Origin of the sequence: Enorma timonensis (assembly GCF_000321165.1) — a bacterium.
Lineage (GTDB): Bacteria > Actinomycetota > Coriobacteriia > Coriobacteriales > Coriobacteriaceae > Enorma.
In genome coordinates, this window is sequence record NZ_CAPF01000022.1 from 22,952 (window position 1) to 41,472 (window position 18,521).

Below are 18,521 nucleotides of genomic sequence, written 5' to 3' on the forward strand. Positions count from 1 at the left end.
GATAGTGTTATCGCATAGCCCATGGATGATGCTTAAAGGCTTCTTTATCTCTCCTATGATGAAGATTTTCATTTATCCAAGAGAGAGCTCGGTTTCTCCTATTTGAAGCCTATACCCAAGCACTCGTTCATTTTTGCCTCCAGGAGCGCACTAAAAACTTTCTGACGGTCTGCTTTGCGCCGAGAGACTACCGACGCTCCCGGGCGCGTTGTCGAATAATCAACCACTTGACCGTATGCTGCGTGAATTATCTAACAATCTCAACTCCTCATAATTCATTGAATGCATAGAAAATCAAGGGTATTTCTATTGAGATTTCACCCGAAATAGCAATAGCGACCCTCCGAAAAGTAAACTGCTCAAACAATAGAAATCTTCATTTCTAGTATAGTAACCTGACCATTACATGGCTAAATTGAACTCAAGCCGCTCGATCGGCTGACACTGACATAGGGAGCTCTTTGCACTTCCCGTAGACTTTTATTCGCAAGTAGCCCAAACATCTGTCCATTGCATGCGAATAGCTTGTGTCCACCGAGCATCTTCTATAATGACCAGAAATCTATCAATAGATGATATTGAATTTAATTCACATAGGAGCCTAAACATGAAAATCTCGATTGATGGGACGTGCCGAGGAAACGGAAAAATCTATACACGTTTTCTAGTGCGAGGCCTCGATCCTAATCACACGCTGAACATCCATGGACGTGAAACGCCCAATGGAAGTTCACCTTGTTCTATTTATGAATCGCTGAATTCTAAACGATCGCCATCAGTTCGACAATTCGTTGGGGTTTTTCCAATAATTGAAGCATGGGTCAACAATTTTACCATCACGGAAATCGACGATGCTGGGCGTGTCATCGAGTCGCAGGCTTTTCGCCTAAATTATGAAATAGCAAAATGGCAGTCTCGAATTAACTACCGCATAAACAAACCAATGTGCTCCGAAATCCGTGACTATGACCAAATTGCCGCCTACGATAGAGCAGACATGGAGTTCTGGTCATGCGTTGAAGACGGCGAAGAAATGATAATTCGAGGGGCAGTTTATACCCCCTATCGAGACGATACAAGTCTCACCATTACCTGCAAAGATAGCCGCCTCTCCCCCATTAATATTGAAATTGTTCCTCTAGGCACCGCAAAGCTGAAAACAAAGTTTTCAGCTGAACGAGCGCGGAGAGAATCCCAATTCTCCATCCGTCTCCCCCATGCCATGCGGCGCCACATTTTTCAAATTGAAGACGCCAATCATCCAAGCTTCTCCAATTTCGCAGTATTGGATATCCCCGAGCTCCAAAATATGATTGAGCATGATAGGTACCTGCGCGAGAACGCCCAAATCGACCATAACTATCCCAAATGGTTCGACTCACATAAAGCAACCCTTGGCGCCCTCTCCAAGCAGAGGGATATTACATTTACCATCCAGCCATTCTTCAGCATTGTTGTGCCGCTGTTTAACACCCCTATCGACTTGTTTCATGAGATGGTATCTTCTGTCCTATCTCAAACATATCGAAAGTGGGAGCTTGTGCTTGTCAACGCAAGCCCAAAAGATAATGAACTTGCAGATGCGATAGCTTCTGTCTTGGCTATCGACAGCCGAATTTTAGAGATTAGGCTTGAAGATAATCTAGGTATCTCGGAAAATACAAACGCTGGAATCGCAGTCGCGCACGGTGACTTTATCTGTTTCTTCGACCATGATGATGTTATCGAGCCTAATCTACTATTTTCATATGCTGAGGCCATTAATTCTTACAACGACATCGATCTTCTCTACTGCGATGAAGATAAGCTGATGCCTGATGGCACGTTTGCCCAGCCATTCTTTAAGCCCGATTTCGATCTCGAGCTGCTTCGAAACAACAACTATATTTGTCATATGTTGGCGATTAGAAAGTCGCTGCTTGATCAGCTCGAAGGCAATACAAAAGAATTTGATGGCGCACAAGATCATAATCTCACTCTTCAGGCAGTGGAAAAAGCGCGCAGGGTCTTCCACGTCACATCCATCCTATATCACTGGCGAATTAGCGCGACTTCGACCGCGGCAAACGCCGACAGCAAACCTTACGCTTCTGCAGCCGGAATTCGCGCCGTCCAGTCGCATCTTAACCGTATGGGCATTAAGGCAAATGTCGAACTCTCAAGGAGACCATTCACGTACAAAGTGACGTATCAGATTCCGGAGGAGCATCCACTCGTTTCGATAATTATCCCAACAAAAGATCAAATAGATATCCTCGATACATGCATTCAATCCATTCTGAAAAAAACAACCTATGATAACTATGAGATCGTATTGGTTGAAAACAACAGCACAGAAGAGGAGACGTTCGAATATTACGGCAGCATTCTAAAGGAATATCCCGAGCGCATTAAATTTATCACCTGGGATAATGAGTTCAACTTCTCCAAGCTGGTGAATTTTGGAGCTCAATCCGCCAATGGAGACTACCTGCTTTTACTAAACAACGATACAGAAATAATAACTCCAAAATGGATTGAAGCTATGCTTGGGATCTGCTCCCAGCCGGATGTGGGAATTGTTGGAGCAAAGCTCTATTACCCAGACGAAACTATTCAACATGCCGGTGTCACTATTTCTGGCGGAGTTGCCGGGCATCTTGGCCGCCATCTTCCACGTAATGATTGGGGCTATTTTGCCCTACTCGACGCCCAGCGCGAGCTCAGTGCTGTGACAGCGGCATGCATGCTGACCAAGCGTTCAATATTTGAAAGCGTGGGCGGCTTTACCGAAAAGCTTCAAGTCGCATTTAACGATGTTGATTACTGCCTTAAGGTACGCGAACAGGGACAGAGGGTTATATTTACACCAGAGGTAGAGCTATATCACTACGAATCTATTTCTCGCGGCGCTGATAACATTAGCATGGAGCGACAAGTTAGATTCCATAAGGAAGTTGCGTATATGAACTATCGCTGGGCGCCCTACTACGTTGAGGGTGATCCATATTCAAATCCAAACTTTAGTCGCCTGGAGCCGAACAACTTGTATTTCAAGTTATCGTAGAGCTCCGATATGTAAGATCCCTCTTAATTTGCTGAAACTGTCAACAAGTATGGCAGAGAGGCGGGGGTCAACGTATCTTAGATTAGCCCAGCAGAAATCTTGAAACGAACCTTGAATTCAGCGAATGTATCATGCTTGGCCCCGTCCGCCCGACTCGAACGCTTTGGGCTATTCAAAGAGCCTCTCATCGCGTCGTTGCTGAGCGACCCCTCCCTTTTTTTGATAGCAACCTGCTGACAACAAGCTGCCAGTACCCAGCGGCATAGTCTGACAAATTGCACCGATTTCCGATTGTACGAATTCCACCTGTAGCCCACTCCGGCCTTCCGGCGGATTCGCTCTTCCTTCCCGCGTCATCGGCGCAAGTTCCACGTAGTACCCAGTTGCACACGAGCCACGATCCGAACATCCCGGTATCCAACTACTTCAAATCTTGAATGAAATCTTCGGTGGACTAAAACTTATCTAAACTCATACCGATGAGCAAACAAGGAGCCTATAGTAAGCCGCTAAGAAAGACATACAACAAGTGGATGCCATCGGATTGGCGGTACTCAAGCAATATTCCAGTACTTATATAAACTTTACGGTTACAAGCGTCACAATTGTTGCCGCTAAAATCGTTGTACTTATGATCAAAAACAGCGAGCTCCAGTTTACAGACATTTTTCTAAAAGCCTTCGAAAAGAACTTGCTATTAAACCCAAAAACAATCAACGGAATCAGCCATGGAATAAGGTATCTCCCTTGACACCCGTTAATTGTAAAATAGCCAACAGGAGTGAAGCCGATGTAAAGAGCTGAAGCGAATAAAGCAAATGAGAGCACGAATGTGAAAAACGACCAGAGTGACGGAAGAAACCCGGCAGACTTTTCACTATTTTCGTTTCCCTCAATCAACCCGGAAAAACAAAGAAGAAGCAATGGGAGTAAGTTAAATACCAAAGGCATAATCCAAGAACTATAGTCCCAGCCCAAACGTCCGAGATATGCAAAATTTAATATATAGTCCGCCCTCCATGGATTGAAATAATCGACGAACAGGAATCGGAAAAGTATTTCAAAATAGCGCATTGGGTTAGACAAGATAAAGCCAAATTGTTCTGTGGCATTTACACTTGATCCACCACGCGAATCGGTTGTTCCTTCTCCCCCACTAGAGAGAAATGGCACAGAAAATGAAGAAAGTAGGAGTATGCCGATCGCTATAACTACAGCATAGTAGAGCCAACGCTGCCGATTAGTGTCGAACTTCTTTTTCGGCATAAGAAAATATAGTCCGAGAACGGGACAATATACAGCCTTTACCATTATTCCGGCAGTCATGAGAACCAGACTCAACACAATCCATCTCTTGCTAACATGCAGCCCTTCACCCCACATCTCACGCATCAGTATTGCCACTCCACAAGCAACGAGTGAGGTTATCCACGGATCATAGCTATAGTTGCTTGCAAGAAAGATATTGCCAGGCATGATTCCGACAACAAAGAAAAGCGTCTTTTTCGTCGGAGCGATCTTGATTGCAAAATAAAAGAGAACGGTGTATGCAAGCAGATTTCCAAGCCGTCCCAGCACGATAAGCATGGAAAACGGAACATGGAGTAAGCGCCCAAACCAAAGCCCGACGGCTGAAGGTATATAGCCGATAGCACTCATCGACAAAACGCTAACCCCAGACCCATTATAAGAAACAGTGCCCTTGGATCTTTCTGCCTCATAGCTGCTATTAAGTTCTTGTTCAAATTTCTCAGGTGCCTCATTGCCCCAATCTGAAATCGAAAGAACATCTTCACCTGCCGCCCTACTATAAGCAAGGTTACTAAAGTACTCCTCGGTTGGAGTTAGCTTCGCGTTCAAAACATATGAGATATCCGAAGCATTCTTAAAATGTATTTGATCGTCCCAGGCAATTCCCGAAGTTATTGGTAGAACAACACAAAGGTATATGCCGAACAGCAGCGCGATGGCTGCAAATACATTCTCAAGCGCTAGCGATGGTTCTTTATATTTAATGAAAATGACATAAGCAGAAACTAGAACACATGTCACAATTCCAAACACTGCAAAAAAAGAAATATTCGATAAGAAGTAAATCATAATCGAAATAGCAAGGGACAGCAGTACCGAAAGGGCAATATCGCGGCATGTCCTGCAAACTACAGCGCGTCGAGGTCGGAGCTGATGTCCCGTGTGAATCCTATGTTTCTCGCGAGCAAACAAGCACATTACCCCGGATGCTAAAATGTAACCGATCGGCACAAACGCAACCAAGCGCCTTTTTGACCAACATGCAATTGAAAAAACATTGGCACCCGGCGTTCCAATAACTGTGCCCGCTTCAAGAAGAATCGCAACAAAAAGTCCCGCGCATGCCGTGATAATCATCAATCGGATGGGTGAGCTTCGGAAAATCCTCTCTGATGAAAAGCGCTCGAAATAATATACCGAGACAATTACGGCAAGAAAGATAAAAACGAGATAGAAGAAAAACGGAAAGAGACGGTCTAGAGAAACACGAGGTACCAGTACGCACAAAACTAAAGATGACAGAATCCAATATATTAACGAAACGCCGAGCATTAGCTTATGATCCGCCGATTGAATCGAGGGGAATCGAAGCTCGTGAGTGTTCATCATACATCCCAATCGATTAGTCAACCAAAATTCAGAACTCAAATGGTAGCAGAAGTAGTCACACAAGCTATCTCTGAGCGAAATAGGAGCAGGGAGGAATGCAGATCTTTTTTCAACCTCCTATTATCTCCAAACAGAGACTTTATGTTGACCAAATAAGGATCCCATGCCACAAGACCCACTCATCCCCGGCCAAAGAGCACCCCCCTAGATGCAATTCCACGATATGCGGTTCTTGCGCCAGAACTACTCGCTCGAATTGTCAAGATCCTGGAGGACTACGTCGCTCCTTGAGGCAGTCAGCCTCTATTGCTTCAATTTCAACAACATCTAATGCAATATTACCGCACCTTCATCTGCACCATAATCCGCCGCTTTGGAATCCACGTTAGGCTTTACAATGATTCTCGATCATTGTTGCTGACGAGATCTGGATTGAACATGGACGTCACTAGCGCCAATCAAAAGCCATCTATTCTATTCACCAATCTTTTCTTGGCTGCACGTAGTGGATCGGAATTACACATCCTCGAGCTAGCTAAGGCTTTTTCAGCAAAGGGTTGGAACGTAACCTGCTACACGCTCGTATTGGCCTACCCGCTACAAGATCAATTTGCACAGGCGGGAATTAAAGTGATTCGCTTCGGAGAAGAGAGGCTGCTTGCAGATCATTATTCCGTACTATACGCCCAGCATCATATTGTCTCCGACTACATATGGAACTGCACTCCGGTAACCTTTGATAAGGTCATAGTTGCATCTTTAGGTCCCCAATCTGAGCATGAAAAGCTCCCGTCCTTTTCTCAAGAGGCCGACTTACAAGTATTCGTAAGTTTCGAAACACTCGAGCATAATCAGTTGGACAATTCGAAAATACCGACATTTGTTTTCCCGAATTCTGTCGATAAGTCTTGGTTTGAATGCGCTAGATATAGCAGCCTGCCAAAAACGCCAAAACGCATTGCAGTCATCTCTAATCACGTTGCTCAGGAGCTGCTGGATCTTAAGAGAATCGTCAGTGCAAGCTGTCATATCGATTGCTATGGATATGAGGGATGCTCTGTAGAAATTACCCCGAGCCTCATCACTTCATACGATCTCATCATCTCTATCGGTCGCACAGTCCCTCTCTGCTTTGCTGCTCGTGTTCCACTATATTGCTATGACGTACACGGAGGCCCTGGATACATCAGCCCGGATACCGTTGACCGTGATGCATTCTTCAACTTCTCAGGCAGGTCAAATCCATACAGACGCAGTGCACAAGACCTGCTCGACGACATAATTTCCAACTACGAGAGTGCAACACGTCATCTTGATGTGTTGCACAGCTATGCGCAGGAAAATTCAGATTTTTCGAACAATTTCGAACGACTGTACCACACAGTAGCTACAACAAATCGAGCTTCGGCTCATATGAAACATAGGCAATGCACCGAGCTAACAAAAATCAATTGCAAAAACCAATGTGAAACATTCGTCGAAAGCTATTCCAAAACACTCGGAATAGCCCAGCTCTTCTTCTCCTCCCACGGGGAGCCTGCCAATGAGTCAAATTCGATAACATTTCCCTACTGCTACCACACGGAAATTGATGCCTCCAATCTCATACAGAGCCGCGCACGCAATGAGGTATGCATTCGATTTGACCCTGACATCCACCCTGTAATCTGCACAACGTCTGCCAAGCCAAACATTTCTGCCTTAAATAGAGAGCGCTCCACACAAGAAGGCGACCTATTCATAACCAGCGATCCAATTTATCTAGGAGAGATTCGAAGGTTGCAATTTTATAGCTCCCCACTCTCGGATGTTGAGCTCTGCCTGGAATATTATCGTCTGAAAACAGCCAAGGAGGAGAGCGAGCACCTGATTACAGAACTTGAAGGTGACTTGGAAAAAGGCGGACAAATTGTTCGAAGCTGTAAAGATTTGACACCAATAAAGGTACTTAAGAAGATTAAATCAAGAGTGCTGGGCTGCAACTGATCGACAGTACTCATCACGGTTACGGAAAACCAGAGAGACGTCCCTGAGAGGCACAATGACAGCGGTTTATCTAATTATTTCGTATATTGTACTATCTTCAGCCATCTCCAAATTTGCATCCTTGTCTTTGCAAGGCTCAAGTTCCAACGTACAGCTACTGTTTTTTCCAGCACTGGTATTCGTTTTTCTCACAGACGTTCTTATCGCCGGATTGTTCACCACGCTCAACATCCCGGTGCTTAGAGTTGCAGCGGTGGGAACGGTCCATCTTGTCTTTGCTGTTCTTTTATTTTGCCTCATTCATTGCTTGCATCGTGGGGCTTTGCAGAAACCCGCTGAGAAAGACGTCCGCGATTTTCTAGGTTATATTGTTATAGTCGGCGTTGCCGTCGCTTGCGGTTTTGCGCAATTTGGCATGAGCCTCAATTTGAATTTCTCGTCAACCGATCCGGCAACTCATTTCGCTAACACATTGGCAGTCTTAGATTCAGGCCGAGTCGAGGGCATGTATTTCACATATTACATCACCTCCCTCGTCATTGAGGCACTTCAATCCTTCACGGGTATTTACGGGACTTACAAAATTTTTATTATCGCTGAAATTGGATACTATGCCCTTGATGCTTGCGTATTTTATTCATTGCTTCGGATCATCGACAATAAATGCGCTACATCTTTGTGCGTAACCGTCCTCTACATGCTTGGCTATCCCTTAAACAATATGGTGTTCGGGTTCTCCTATCTTGGGGTCGGAACTACGCTATTTCTCACATTTACCTTCATGTGGACGGCCTTTTGGAGAACATGCAGCTGCATTAAATTACTGCTGATTAGCCTTATTTTTATCTTTGGCTGCGCAGTCTGCTACTCTCTTTTCGCACCAGTTATCGCATTGTCTCTCGCGCTATTGTCAGCAGCCCGTTTTCGCACTTTTGTTTCTGGCCATAAATAATTGTGTAGTCTACTGGCTGTTTTTATTACTGCCGCCATGGCCTGCCTTATCAAATACATTATTCAGACTGGTCTCGTAAGTGGTTTAAGCACCCCGGGCTATACATACATCGAGCTATACGGTTCCTTCATTCTCATAGCGCCCTGTGCTATTTTTGGGCTCATTACATCAATACGGAACTATCAAGATAACGCTGGTTCGCTCCCTCCTGCCTTGATTTCAATTGCTGTAATTGTCACCGTCGCTGTTGCCTTATTTTTATACAATTCAGGCGTATTTTCTGCATATTATTATTATAAATTTTATTATCTTCTATGGGCTTTTGCATTTCTTTGCACCGCAAGAGGCGTCACCCTTCTCTTCGAGGAGTCGAAGACGTTCTTAATTTGCTACCTTGCTTGCCTCGCTACAATCTTCATTCTGTCGATTAGTGGATTGGACAAAAAAATCTCGACAACACATCCTGATTTATCCCCCTCAATAGCATCTGAATCCGTTACGGGGGTGTATAGTTTCAATTATAATGAGATGAAAACACCCAAAATATCCGATGAGAAAACTGAGTTGTGGATTGCCGCTGACCGCCTAAGAACATCAGCAAACCAGTACATCCCACTCCTTGGTTCAAATATCGATGTCTACTGGTACCAAGCGCAGACAAGACAACACTATGTCCCGGATTATCGCTACTTCTATTTCTGGCTCTATAATACCGACGATTGGGGATCCGAACTGATTGACCGCCTGTCTGAAGCAGACTATTGCGCCGTTCTTTTTTCGCAGGATCTGCCGGATTCAGTAAAGCAATTTCTTTCTAGCAAAGAAGTCGTTTATCAGAACGCTGCTGGTTATATCGTTAGGTTGGATTAAAGATAGGGCAATGCATGAGGTTAACCATCCCGACGCTATCGAGATAGCTTTGAACCAGAAGCTAAATCTACTGGCGAATCTTTTATTTTATACCTGAAAACGGGAAAGAGTCCCACCCCTAACCTCGGGTACCGTCAAGATTTATCCTGATTTCGGTAGCCACGCGTGACTCCATAGCGTGGATAGCCTTGAGCATGACAACAACTCCCGGCCGCTTGGACTCGGAAAACTCTGTCAGCACGCTGCAGTGGAGGCAGACCGCGCGGTGCCGGTAGCCTACCACCGGGAATACATCCTTATTGAGCCGGCAATGCCACCCGCCATGTCACCAGTGAATATCCCCACGCCGTGCAGACGCGCAACATACGCTGCAAGAGGAACGCCCGCCAGCAATCCGAGGACCCGGTTAACCCAACGGCGGCTGTGTTTGGTCAAGCTAATCTTTCGGGAATAGGCATGCGCTTTTTTGAGTTTGGCTACAAAGCTATTTCTGATTTCGGCGCGAGCAAGCCAATAGATCCTCGACTTACCTAGCATGAGAGACTCCTCGCGCCGATGGCCGGGATTATCAAACTCTACAAACCTGCTGTAATGGACGACGCGACCCACGATCACGGCAGCGAGTTTGTCGTCTGCAAGAACCATTCCCCGCTTCGAGGTCTCTGTGTTAGCCATGAGCACGACGTTCCTTCGCCCGCATGAATCGGAAATGACCAGATACAGCAGGCGCACTCCATCGACCTTGAAGGGAGCATAGCCGATCTTGCCGAGCACAACCAGCAAAAACCCTGCCAATCTCCGCCATCAGACTGTCAAAAGCAACCTCACACTTCAACTTTCCCAGTTGAGGCACAAGCGATACCGTCTGATAAAAGCGCACGAGAATGCGCCGGCGGGTCACCCCGATGCTGAGCGCCGTGACCGTGTGAGTCTTGATCCCACCCATGGAATCATGGAGCACAGAGCTCCGGGGCGTCCGACGAAATCGGACGAGAGCACCTCCTCGCGACCCCAACCGTCCGAGAACTGGATGTGGAGCAAGTCGAATCCTTCGAAACCTTAGGTGCAGAAAATCTGAAAACCCTGATGCTACTCGGAATGAGGAAGGAACGTGTCAACGCAAGCACGTTCCTTCCATCTTATATGGGATTGGCAAAGGCAGCGGCAATTAGCCCAATTAAATAAAGAGTGTTTAGCACACTCATCGAGACCCTAGAGTTTCAACCTCAGCGCAACGGAGCGGGGAGCTTCCAGAACCCAGCGCAACGCGTTGCGCTGGGTTCTGGAGTCCTTGGGGCGTGGGGCCGGTCGGCGGCCCCGGCAAGGAGGCAGGGAGATGAGTAAAGCGAAGAGGGCGAAGGCAGCCCCGCCAGCCGCGCGGCGCGCCTACCCGAGGCTCACGCTCGACGACAGGCGGGGCATCGAGCGCGGCCTGGACAGGGGCGAGAGCGCCCGCGAGATCGCGCGCAGGCTCGGCAGGCAGCCGTCCACGGTGACGCGCGAGGTCAGGAGGAACCGCGTCTACGCGGCGCCGAGGGAGCTCGCGGGCGAGCGCTTCCCCGGGGAGGCGCCGGAGGGCGCCTGCGACAGGGTCAAGGGCTCGCCGCGCGTCTGCAACGGCTGCAACAAGAGGAGGTGCGGCTGCTCCAGGAAGCCCAAGGCCGTGTACCGGGCGGTGAGGGCGCAGGCGCTCGCGGACGAGGAGCTCCGGGAGGCGCGCAGGGGCGTCGACGAGACCGAGTCGAGCATGGCGATGAAGCTCGGGGTGATACGCTCCGACCTGGCACGCGGGCTGTCCCCGGAGCAGATCGCGGCGACCAGGCCGTCGCTCGGGGTGTCGAAGTCCACCATCTACCGCTGGATCGAGGCGGGCTACGGGGGCATGGGCAACATGGAGCTGCGGCGCAAGGTGGGCTACAGGCCCCGCAGGAGGAGGGCGCCGCGGAGGGCCGCGCCGCACTCCGACCGCAGGTCGCACGCCGCGTTCGCGGCGCTGCCGGGGGACGAGCGGGACGGCTGCTGGGAGATGGGCACGGTCGAGGGGCGCGCCGGGGACTCCGCCGTGCTGCTGACGCTGCTGAACCGGGCGACGAGGTTCCAGCTCGCGCTGCCGATGGCCGCGCAGACGTCGGCCGAGACCGTGAGGGCGCTGCGCGGCCTGCTCGGGCTGCTCGGGGAGGGCGGCATGCGGCGCGTCTTCGCCCGCGTGCTCACCGACAACGGCCCCGAGTTCGCCGACGAGGCCGGCATCGCCGCCGCGCTCTGCGAGCGGCCGGGCGAGACGAGGCTGTTCTACTGCGACCCGATGCGCTCCGACCAGAAGGGCGCCTGCGAGCGCAACCACGTCGAGATCAGGAAGCTGCTGCCGAAGCGGCGGGGCATCTCCTTCGACCGGCTGGCGCCGGCCGACTGCGCCCTGCTGATGAGCCAGGTGAACTCCGAGCCGAGGGGCTCGCTCGCCTTCATGTGCCCCTCGGGGATGCTGCTGGCCGCCTACGGGGGCGACGCCCGGGCGCTCCTCGACGGGCTCGGCGTCGAGGTGCTGGGCCCCTCGGAGCTCGACCTGACGCCCGGGTGCATCGAGCGCGCCCGCGCCGAGAGGGGTGATGCGCCGCTGGCCGGCTGAACCCCTGGGGGACAATCCGGCGGCCCCTCTTGAGCCCGTTGCGCTGGGTCCGGGAAGGGCCGCCGGCGGGCCGATGGGGCATGCCTCCAGGAGCCAGCGCAACGCCCGTGGGGCCCTCCGCGGGGAGGGCCGGCCTGCGCTTTCCCCGCCGGGGGCCGCGTCGGGGCGTTGCCGTGACCTCGGGAAGCGGCATCTCATGGCAGGGTGTTGCACTGGGGTTGGAATTCAACCAGAGCAAACAAATACAGCGAGTGATGAAACCCTGATTATCAAAGGGAATTCAAATGGATCAGATTCTGTTTTCTGTGCCGCTAAAAGCAATATGAGCAGATAAATGAAAACGAAAAGTAAGGCGCCGCAATATTTGATTGAAACCAACCAAGAGATCCGCCAATCATAGAGCTCAAGTAAAAATCGCCATTAACAAAAAGAGATCTAATGAACAACAGGAGAGTTCCTAACGGATCTTGCAACACGTTAGACAGGGAATAAAACGTCCCCTCTTCGATTCCCCTATGGTCGAGGCCGCCAGATAGAGCGGCCAAAGAAACAACGCCAGGCAAGCGCAGCAATACAATTGATGCAATAACAGATACAAACAAGAGCAAAAGAAATGCAGCTTTGTTTTTCTTGAGCCAAATCTATTAATTGGAATAATGAATGCAAACAAACATACCGATATATAGATAAGTTTACACGGAGCAAGACAAGTGGCACATATCGTAATCGATGCCACTTCTCTTCGGGATAGTTTATCTTTTGATTCAATCAAACGACAAAAAAGGGGAAACAGCAGTAGCGACAAGCCGATTATTCCAGAATCATATGAATATGATGCCGCCAAATGTAGGGTCATTGGCAGCAGCGAGACATAGGTGATTACATTTTTAGCATGCGGCATATTTCGATATGCCGCGACTGCTAGAACAATAAACAGGGCTGAATTCAATATTCTTCCAATATAGAAGATAGGATATGGACCGAGGTGCATTGCTTTTCCAGCCAGTATGGCCAAAACGGTGGGAATTTTAACCACGACACCCCCCCCGATGGAGAAAGAGAAGCCGGAAACCTCATGAATCGAAGTCGTTGAGGACGTGAATTGGAAGTAGGTGGCTATGTTTTTAAAGCTATCATGACTTATGGCATTCGAGGACCATTCACTGACCATCTGCCAATCGTCTAGACGAACCGGAAAACTTTCTGAGTTATTAAATGAAGATTCGCCTTGTAAACAATCTGCAAGCCAATACGAAGCCAGATAGTGGTGCGTCTCATCAGGAACAGACATGGGTGGAAATGCAAACGAGAATACAACGCAAAATCCAGCAAGAAGCATGCTGAATTAAAATGAGCTCATCCTGTTGAGCAGACCCTTGTAATATAAAAAACTAAAAGCGCTATTACCACAGAGCCGACAAGCGAACAAACAAGCAATGCTCTAGAGTGACAAGCGGTAAAACAATATATTGAATAAAAGATGGCTAGTAAAAACGCGAACAATGCAAATAAACATGGCCCACGAACACTGGCACGCTCCTCGGCCATCCATGGTTTCCCAAAACTACTAACGCCCGCAAGCTCTCTCTTCCTTAATCCGCGTCTATTAAAATAGGAGCAGCAGTTTAATTTGCTTAACGGATTGCTATGAAAACCCACCGACATTCGTAAATTACAGTCCATCATGAAGCTTTTTTTCGTGATCTCTTAAGGCTAGATCCCTTAAGGCTATTTCCTGAATCAACGCTGTCAGTTTTTCTCGCTGCTGTGCATTTTTAACCGTCGATGTAAAGTCGCGCACGAGCAAAACCGCGATCACGTACAGAAAAACAAAATTGACTGGCGCCTGAAAACCCAAAAAATGCGAGAGAACGTAGGCGATTTCTGGAAATACCGCTAAAACCACCAGGCTTAACGAAAAGAGCAACCAGAAAACCGAATCCATGACCTGAATCTGAGCTTTGCTCAGTCTTCGCACAATGAAAAAAAGAACAACAACGGCACAGACAACCAATAGAACGCGAAGCGATGCATTCACGTCGTTTACCTCCTAAACCATTGGCTAAACATGATGGCGGTAAATGCTCTCACCATGTAGGCAATAGACTTGGTGAGGTTTAAATAGCTCTCCCCTGCCAAACGCTCACGCATGGATACTTGAACTTCACAAACCTTAGCGCCCTTGCGAATCAGATATGCAATAGATTCCGGTTCGGGATTCAGAGCATTATCTTGCGCGAATCGCCCAATCATGCGACGGTTATACAATCGCATGCCGGAGGTTGGATCCTTTATAGTACATCCTGTCGTAAGCTTAATCAGCGCAGTAATCAACCTTGATCCCATCATACGAGCAGAATGTTCTTTCTTTGCAGTTACAAAACGAGAGCCAATTACTATGTCGGCATCGTTCTCCCTCATGCAATCAAGCATGCATTTAATATATTCAGGACGATGCTGTCCATCGGCATCAAACTGAACGGCAAAATCATAGTCGTGTTGAAGCGCGTATTTCATACCTGTTTGAAAACCGACCGTCAAGCCACAGTTTACCAACATATCGAGCATCGGATAACCATTAAGAATGCAAATGTCGCGCGTGCCATCTGAAGACCCGTCATTAATGACGATATAATCGACTTCTGGAGCGACGACACTAAGCTCTTCGATCGTTTGCCGAAGGCACTTTTCCTCGTTATACGCGGGAATAATTGCCAGAACCCTCTGTGATGACAATATAGTTCACTCCTCATGGACAAGTTCAATCCATCAAATTATACGATGCAGCAGACAAAGCCAACCCAAGCTGCAGAACTATTACACCTTCATCGGATAGAACTTGCCGAGCGAATTCATTCTGTCAATTGGTACGGAATTGAAGGAAGCTCGGTAATCTCTCGTAATTAAGAGTTTGTTCCATCCGTGCCGTCTGCATTGGAATTGTTTTGTTGCACAATAGGTGAAGTATGGTTTTACACGTGATGATTCGCCCTTTGGAGGATGTCGTGAATTCGCCACGCCGCGTTGCAATTGCCTTGTCTACGTACAACCCAAATCTCACCTATTTAAATCAGCAAATTGACAGCCTCTTGGCACAAACGTGTAAACCTATCATTAGCATTAGGGATGACGGTTCGAACGACCAGAATGTCCTTGACTATCTTCGCAAAATTGAGGAACGTTCCGATTCATCGGTGCAGGTTGTCTTTGGCCAAAATGAAGGATTCGTAGCTAGCTTTATGGATGCGCTTCGTGCCTGCCCTCCTTGCTGCGATTATTTCGCCTTTTCCGATCAGGATGATTACTGGGAGCCAAATAAACTCGAACGAGCTGTAGCCATGCTCGACAAATCTAACGCGAGCACATCTGAAACCCCATTCCTTTATTACGGGCAGTTTGTATCGTGCGACAACAAGCTTAAAGCAATCGACGCACCCCAAAGTCGCTCACTCGACCAAACTTTTGAGAACGCTTTAGCTGAGGCGTCGATACCAGGAATGGTTATGGTGTTCAATGGCGCCATGAGAAACGCTCTGCTTAAAGCCAATCCCCATCACCTTGCAGGCCATGATTGGTTTGCTGCAATGATAGCCACGGGTTTTGGAAAGACTGTTCGAGATGACTCCGTGGTGCTTCGATACAGACGCCATCAGGGTAATGTATCTGCTGGCAATCTTTCTGCAATCAGCCTGTTCGTATTTCGCTTTAAAACATTTATTCTCGGTTCGCAACTTAATCTCATAAGAACAATGGCAGAGGAATATAGTGCGCTATTTGCCGATAAATTAAGCAACGAGAACAGGGAGCTTATTTCTCTTTACGTTCGGCCGAACACATTAATCAAGAAACTCCGTAAACTATTCTGGAAAAGGCGCTTCCGCGAATCTATACCAGATGAAATCGCCTACCGACTTCTATTTCTATTTGGCAAACTCTAATCCAGCTAGATTAGTTTAATTTTGCCTTGTGCTGCATACCAAGCAACACAAGGCAAAATTACTTTCCCTCAACGCTATTCAGCAAAATAAAAAAACCACCGACAGAGAACACGAGCAACGCAGCAATATATGAGAATGTAGCTCCATTCAATCCAAACACGGAGATGAGATAAAAGCTTAGTGCACAGGAGACTAGAAACGAAACGATACTTAGCACTAGCTGAGCAACCAGTTTGCGAACAACCGTCAAAGCTGCTGACAAGAACCAAGAAAGCGCTACGAGCACACTACAAAAAATGAGCGGGTTCAATAAATACAGATAAGGAACAATTGAATCGCCGAACAATAGCGCCATGACAGGTTTTCCTGCTACCCCGAAGCCGATAAAAGCAACTATTGATATTACAACGATGGCGCCGATTGCTTTCCAGAACAACCTGTAAAACTCCTTCACATCGTGTCGAGCAAAACACGAAGCCAGGGGTGCGGTTAACGGAGCAAATAAATAATTAGCTGAAACCTGCACCAGGGTAACAGGCATCGCCACTGTCGTATATATCCCGAGAGCGTCTTCATTTTTAAGCAGCTCGAGAACATAACGAGGTACCTGACCCATGGTGTTAAAAAACAGGCCATACAGCGCCACTGGAAGGCATACAAGAATAAGCTTCTTTACTTGACGCAAGTCCCGATCAAACGAAAGAGCTGCTGCAGTGTTCGAAGCGAAATTCTTCGCCTCACGACGCTCATAGCAGAAAACCACAATTAAGGAGGCGCAGCACAAAGCGATAATGGCTGTCATCAAATCCGATGTGATGAATAGGACGCCAAAAAAGAAGCTGAAGTCTAGCATTGCTTTGGCGATATAAGCCTTTCCTATATAGTCCATTCGGGAAGCGCGCTGAAATATAGCCTGATACACGTCCGAAAGAGCTTCAGATATTTTAAAAACCATATAGAAAGCGATGCAGAGAAAGGTTTTAACAGGGTACTCATTGAATCCGCAGAAAGCTAAACAAGCAATAAATGATATGAGAGAGGTCACATATCTTGATATAATGTACTGATTATCAGAGTATTCACCCTCGATATCAGATACTTGGAAGTTTCGCATTGTGTATGTCGCGACTGCATTTAGGGAATTGCCGACTGACATGGCGAGCGAAAAAATACCGGCAGGCCCATATCCCTGGATCCGAACAACTACATATGTCAGCAACCATTGGCTAATTAGGTAGATAAAATTACCCAAGGAATTCCAGATCACATTCTCCCGAATGCTCAATGACCTCATGTTGCTACTCATGCTTTCAAGCACTTTCTATTCTGCTCCCTCATCCAAAAGGTAAGCACGAATTTATGAATATGCCAATATATGGCCATCGGAAGATGCTCGTAGGCAAATCGCTGAGCGCGGAACACAAATGTACGCCTTACATATAGCTTGTCGCTATCATTCCAATCGGTAAGCGAAAGGTATCGATCAAACAGCTCGTTTTGTGGATGAATACTATTATGCTCCCAAGGGCGACCAGTCATTGCGCTCATGCAATGATTAATAAGCGGCTCTTCTTCCATTACGCTCGTAATTTCATCCCGAGGGATATAAATGTCGTCGTTTAAATCATATATTTTATATACATAATCAATGCCATATATATAAAAGCAGCTATTAAAGTTATATGAAGGGCTCATATATTTGATTTCATGCCGAAAGAGCAAATTAACAATATCTTGGTCAACAACAAAATAGCGACTTCTGACATTCGACAAATGATTGATTATTCTTTCGGTGCAATGATATTTCTTCCAGTTTGATATGCTTATCAACATGACACCGCAATTGTAATAATACTCATCTTTTGGAATGCCTAGGGTGCCCTTGTAATCAGTCAGCACGCAATCATAAGTTGCGGCGCAAACCGATTCACCCAAATCCATCTCAATTATCTCGTCTAGTGGGCCATTTATTATCGTATCGCCATCAATTTGAAGTACGCGATCAGTGGCGATGTTTAACTCGGCAGCGGCAAACAATTTGTAATATGTAGTATATGTTCCCCGCCACGGTTGCACATTCAATTCGATTAGTTTGTTGCGTATCGGCTCAGAATCCACGTATATTAGGTTTCGACCATATTGACTGCATATTTTTTCAATCTTCTTTTTATTAGATGGTGCGATACCATCATCGATGAGATAAAAATTAATCTCATCTAAATGCTGATTATTTTCGCACATTGATACAATGGAAACCCCAGTAACCATTGCATAGTTATCGTCAGATTGATAAAGCACGTTTAATATCTTTGGGTTCATTTCATCTCCCCCAACAGCGAAATAACGAAAATGTCCTAAATTACGTGGATAGATTTTGCCATCATTCCACCTTCTGTGTTCCGAGTTTTATCTAACACTTATTACTCTTCATAAATTGCAATGTATAGTATCTTTTGTCTGTCA

Annotated in this window: 13 protein-coding genes; 6 read left to right on the forward strand and 7 right to left on the reverse strand. The window is 47.2% G+C overall.

Annotation, left to right across the window (positions count from 1 at the left end; translation table 11 throughout):
• The first annotated feature begins 607 nt into the window (after window positions 1–607).
• Complete coding sequence (locus tag BN423_RS11500) at window positions 608–3,046, forward strand: glycosyltransferase family 2 protein (protein WP_074431650.1); 2,439 nt, start codon at window positions 608–610, stop codon at window positions 3,044–3,046.
• Between the two features lie 573 nt (window positions 3,047–3,619).
• Here BN423_RS11500 and BN423_RS11090 read toward each other — a convergent pair.
• A complete protein-coding gene (locus tag BN423_RS11090) occupies window positions 3,620–5,683 on the reverse strand; it encodes a DUF2142 domain-containing protein (RefSeq protein WP_157196231.1) in 2,064 nt (687 codons plus the stop codon).
• A gap of 441 nt (window positions 5,684–6,124) precedes the next feature.
• Here BN423_RS11090 and BN423_RS11505 point away from each other — a divergent pair, with 441 nt between their 5' ends.
• The 3 genes from BN423_RS11505 to BN423_RS11515 are packed head-to-tail and all read left to right on the forward strand — an operon-like array spanning window position 6,125 to window position 9,494.
• Entirely contained in the window at window positions 6,125–7,672 is a 1,548-nt protein-coding gene (locus BN423_RS11505) for a glycosyltransferase family protein (protein ID WP_154820278.1), read from the forward strand.
• Window positions 7,673–7,727: 55 nt separating this feature from the next.
• Window positions 7,728–8,624: a hypothetical protein gene (locus tag BN423_RS11510; protein WP_154820279.1), complete on the forward strand. Its 897-nt coding sequence runs from the start codon at window positions 7,728–7,730 to the stop codon at window positions 8,622–8,624.
• 36 nt (window positions 8,625–8,660) lie between these two features.
• Window positions 8,661–9,494 (forward strand): hypothetical protein, encoded by an 834-nt coding sequence (locus BN423_RS11515; RefSeq protein ID WP_154820280.1) that lies wholly within the window; start codon window positions 8,661–8,663, stop codon window positions 9,492–9,494.
• A 276-nt stretch (window positions 9,495–9,770) separates the two neighbouring features.
• On the opposite strand, the gene BN423_RS02730 is transcribed toward BN423_RS11515, so the two are convergent.
• Window positions 9,771–10,268 (reverse strand): ATP-binding protein, encoded by a 498-nt coding sequence (locus BN423_RS02730; protein WP_187367796.1) that lies wholly within the window; start codon window positions 10,266–10,268, stop codon window positions 9,771–9,773.
• Window positions 10,269–10,830: 562 nt separating this feature from the next.
• Between BN423_RS02730 and BN423_RS02735 the strand changes: the two genes are divergently transcribed.
• Window positions 10,831–12,120: an IS30 family transposase gene (locus BN423_RS02735; RefSeq protein WP_019238743.1), complete on the forward strand. Its 1,290-nt coding sequence runs from the start codon at window positions 10,831–10,833 to the stop codon at window positions 12,118–12,120.
• 457 nt (window positions 12,121–12,577) lie between these two features.
• Here the strand turns inward: BN423_RS02735 and BN423_RS11915 are convergent, their stop codons facing one another.
• From BN423_RS11915 to BN423_RS10990, 3 genes are all read right to left on the reverse strand, one after another.
• Window positions 12,578–13,459, reverse strand: a complete 882-nt coding sequence (locus BN423_RS11915) for a DUF2142 domain-containing protein (RefSeq protein WP_071784299.1) — start codon at window positions 13,457–13,459, stop codon at window positions 12,578–12,580.
• A gap of 333 nt (window positions 13,460–13,792) precedes the next feature.
• The gene (locus BN423_RS02740; RefSeq protein ID WP_019238744.1) at window positions 13,793–14,158 is read right to left on the reverse strand and encodes a DUF2304 domain-containing protein; all 366 of its coding nucleotides are present in this window, start codon (window positions 14,156–14,158) and stop codon (window positions 13,793–13,795) included.
• Window positions 14,159–14,163: 5 nt separating this feature from the next.
• Window positions 14,164–14,856, reverse strand: coding sequence for a glycosyltransferase family 2 protein (locus BN423_RS10990; RefSeq protein ID WP_052317232.1), 693 nt, complete (start codon window positions 14,854–14,856; stop codon window positions 14,164–14,166).
• A gap of 230 nt (window positions 14,857–15,086) precedes the next feature.
• Between BN423_RS10990 and BN423_RS11100 the strand changes: the two genes are divergently transcribed.
• Window positions 15,087–16,058: a glycosyltransferase gene (locus BN423_RS11100; protein WP_071784298.1), complete on the forward strand. Its 972-nt coding sequence runs from the start codon at window positions 15,087–15,089 to the stop codon at window positions 16,056–16,058.
• Window positions 16,059–16,116: 58 nt separating this feature from the next.
• On the opposite strand, the gene BN423_RS11105 is transcribed toward BN423_RS11100, so the two are convergent.
• Window positions 16,117–17,364 (reverse strand): lipopolysaccharide biosynthesis protein, encoded by a 1,248-nt coding sequence (locus BN423_RS11105; protein WP_074431651.1) that lies wholly within the window; start codon window positions 17,362–17,364, stop codon window positions 16,117–16,119.
• Window positions 17,361–18,377, reverse strand: coding sequence for a glycosyltransferase family 8 protein (locus BN423_RS11110; RefSeq protein WP_071784296.1), 1,017 nt, complete (start codon window positions 18,375–18,377; stop codon window positions 17,361–17,363). Before BN423_RS11110 ends, BN423_RS11105 begins: the two co-directional genes overlap by 4 nt.
• Between the last annotated feature and the right edge of the window lie 144 nt (window positions 18,378–18,521).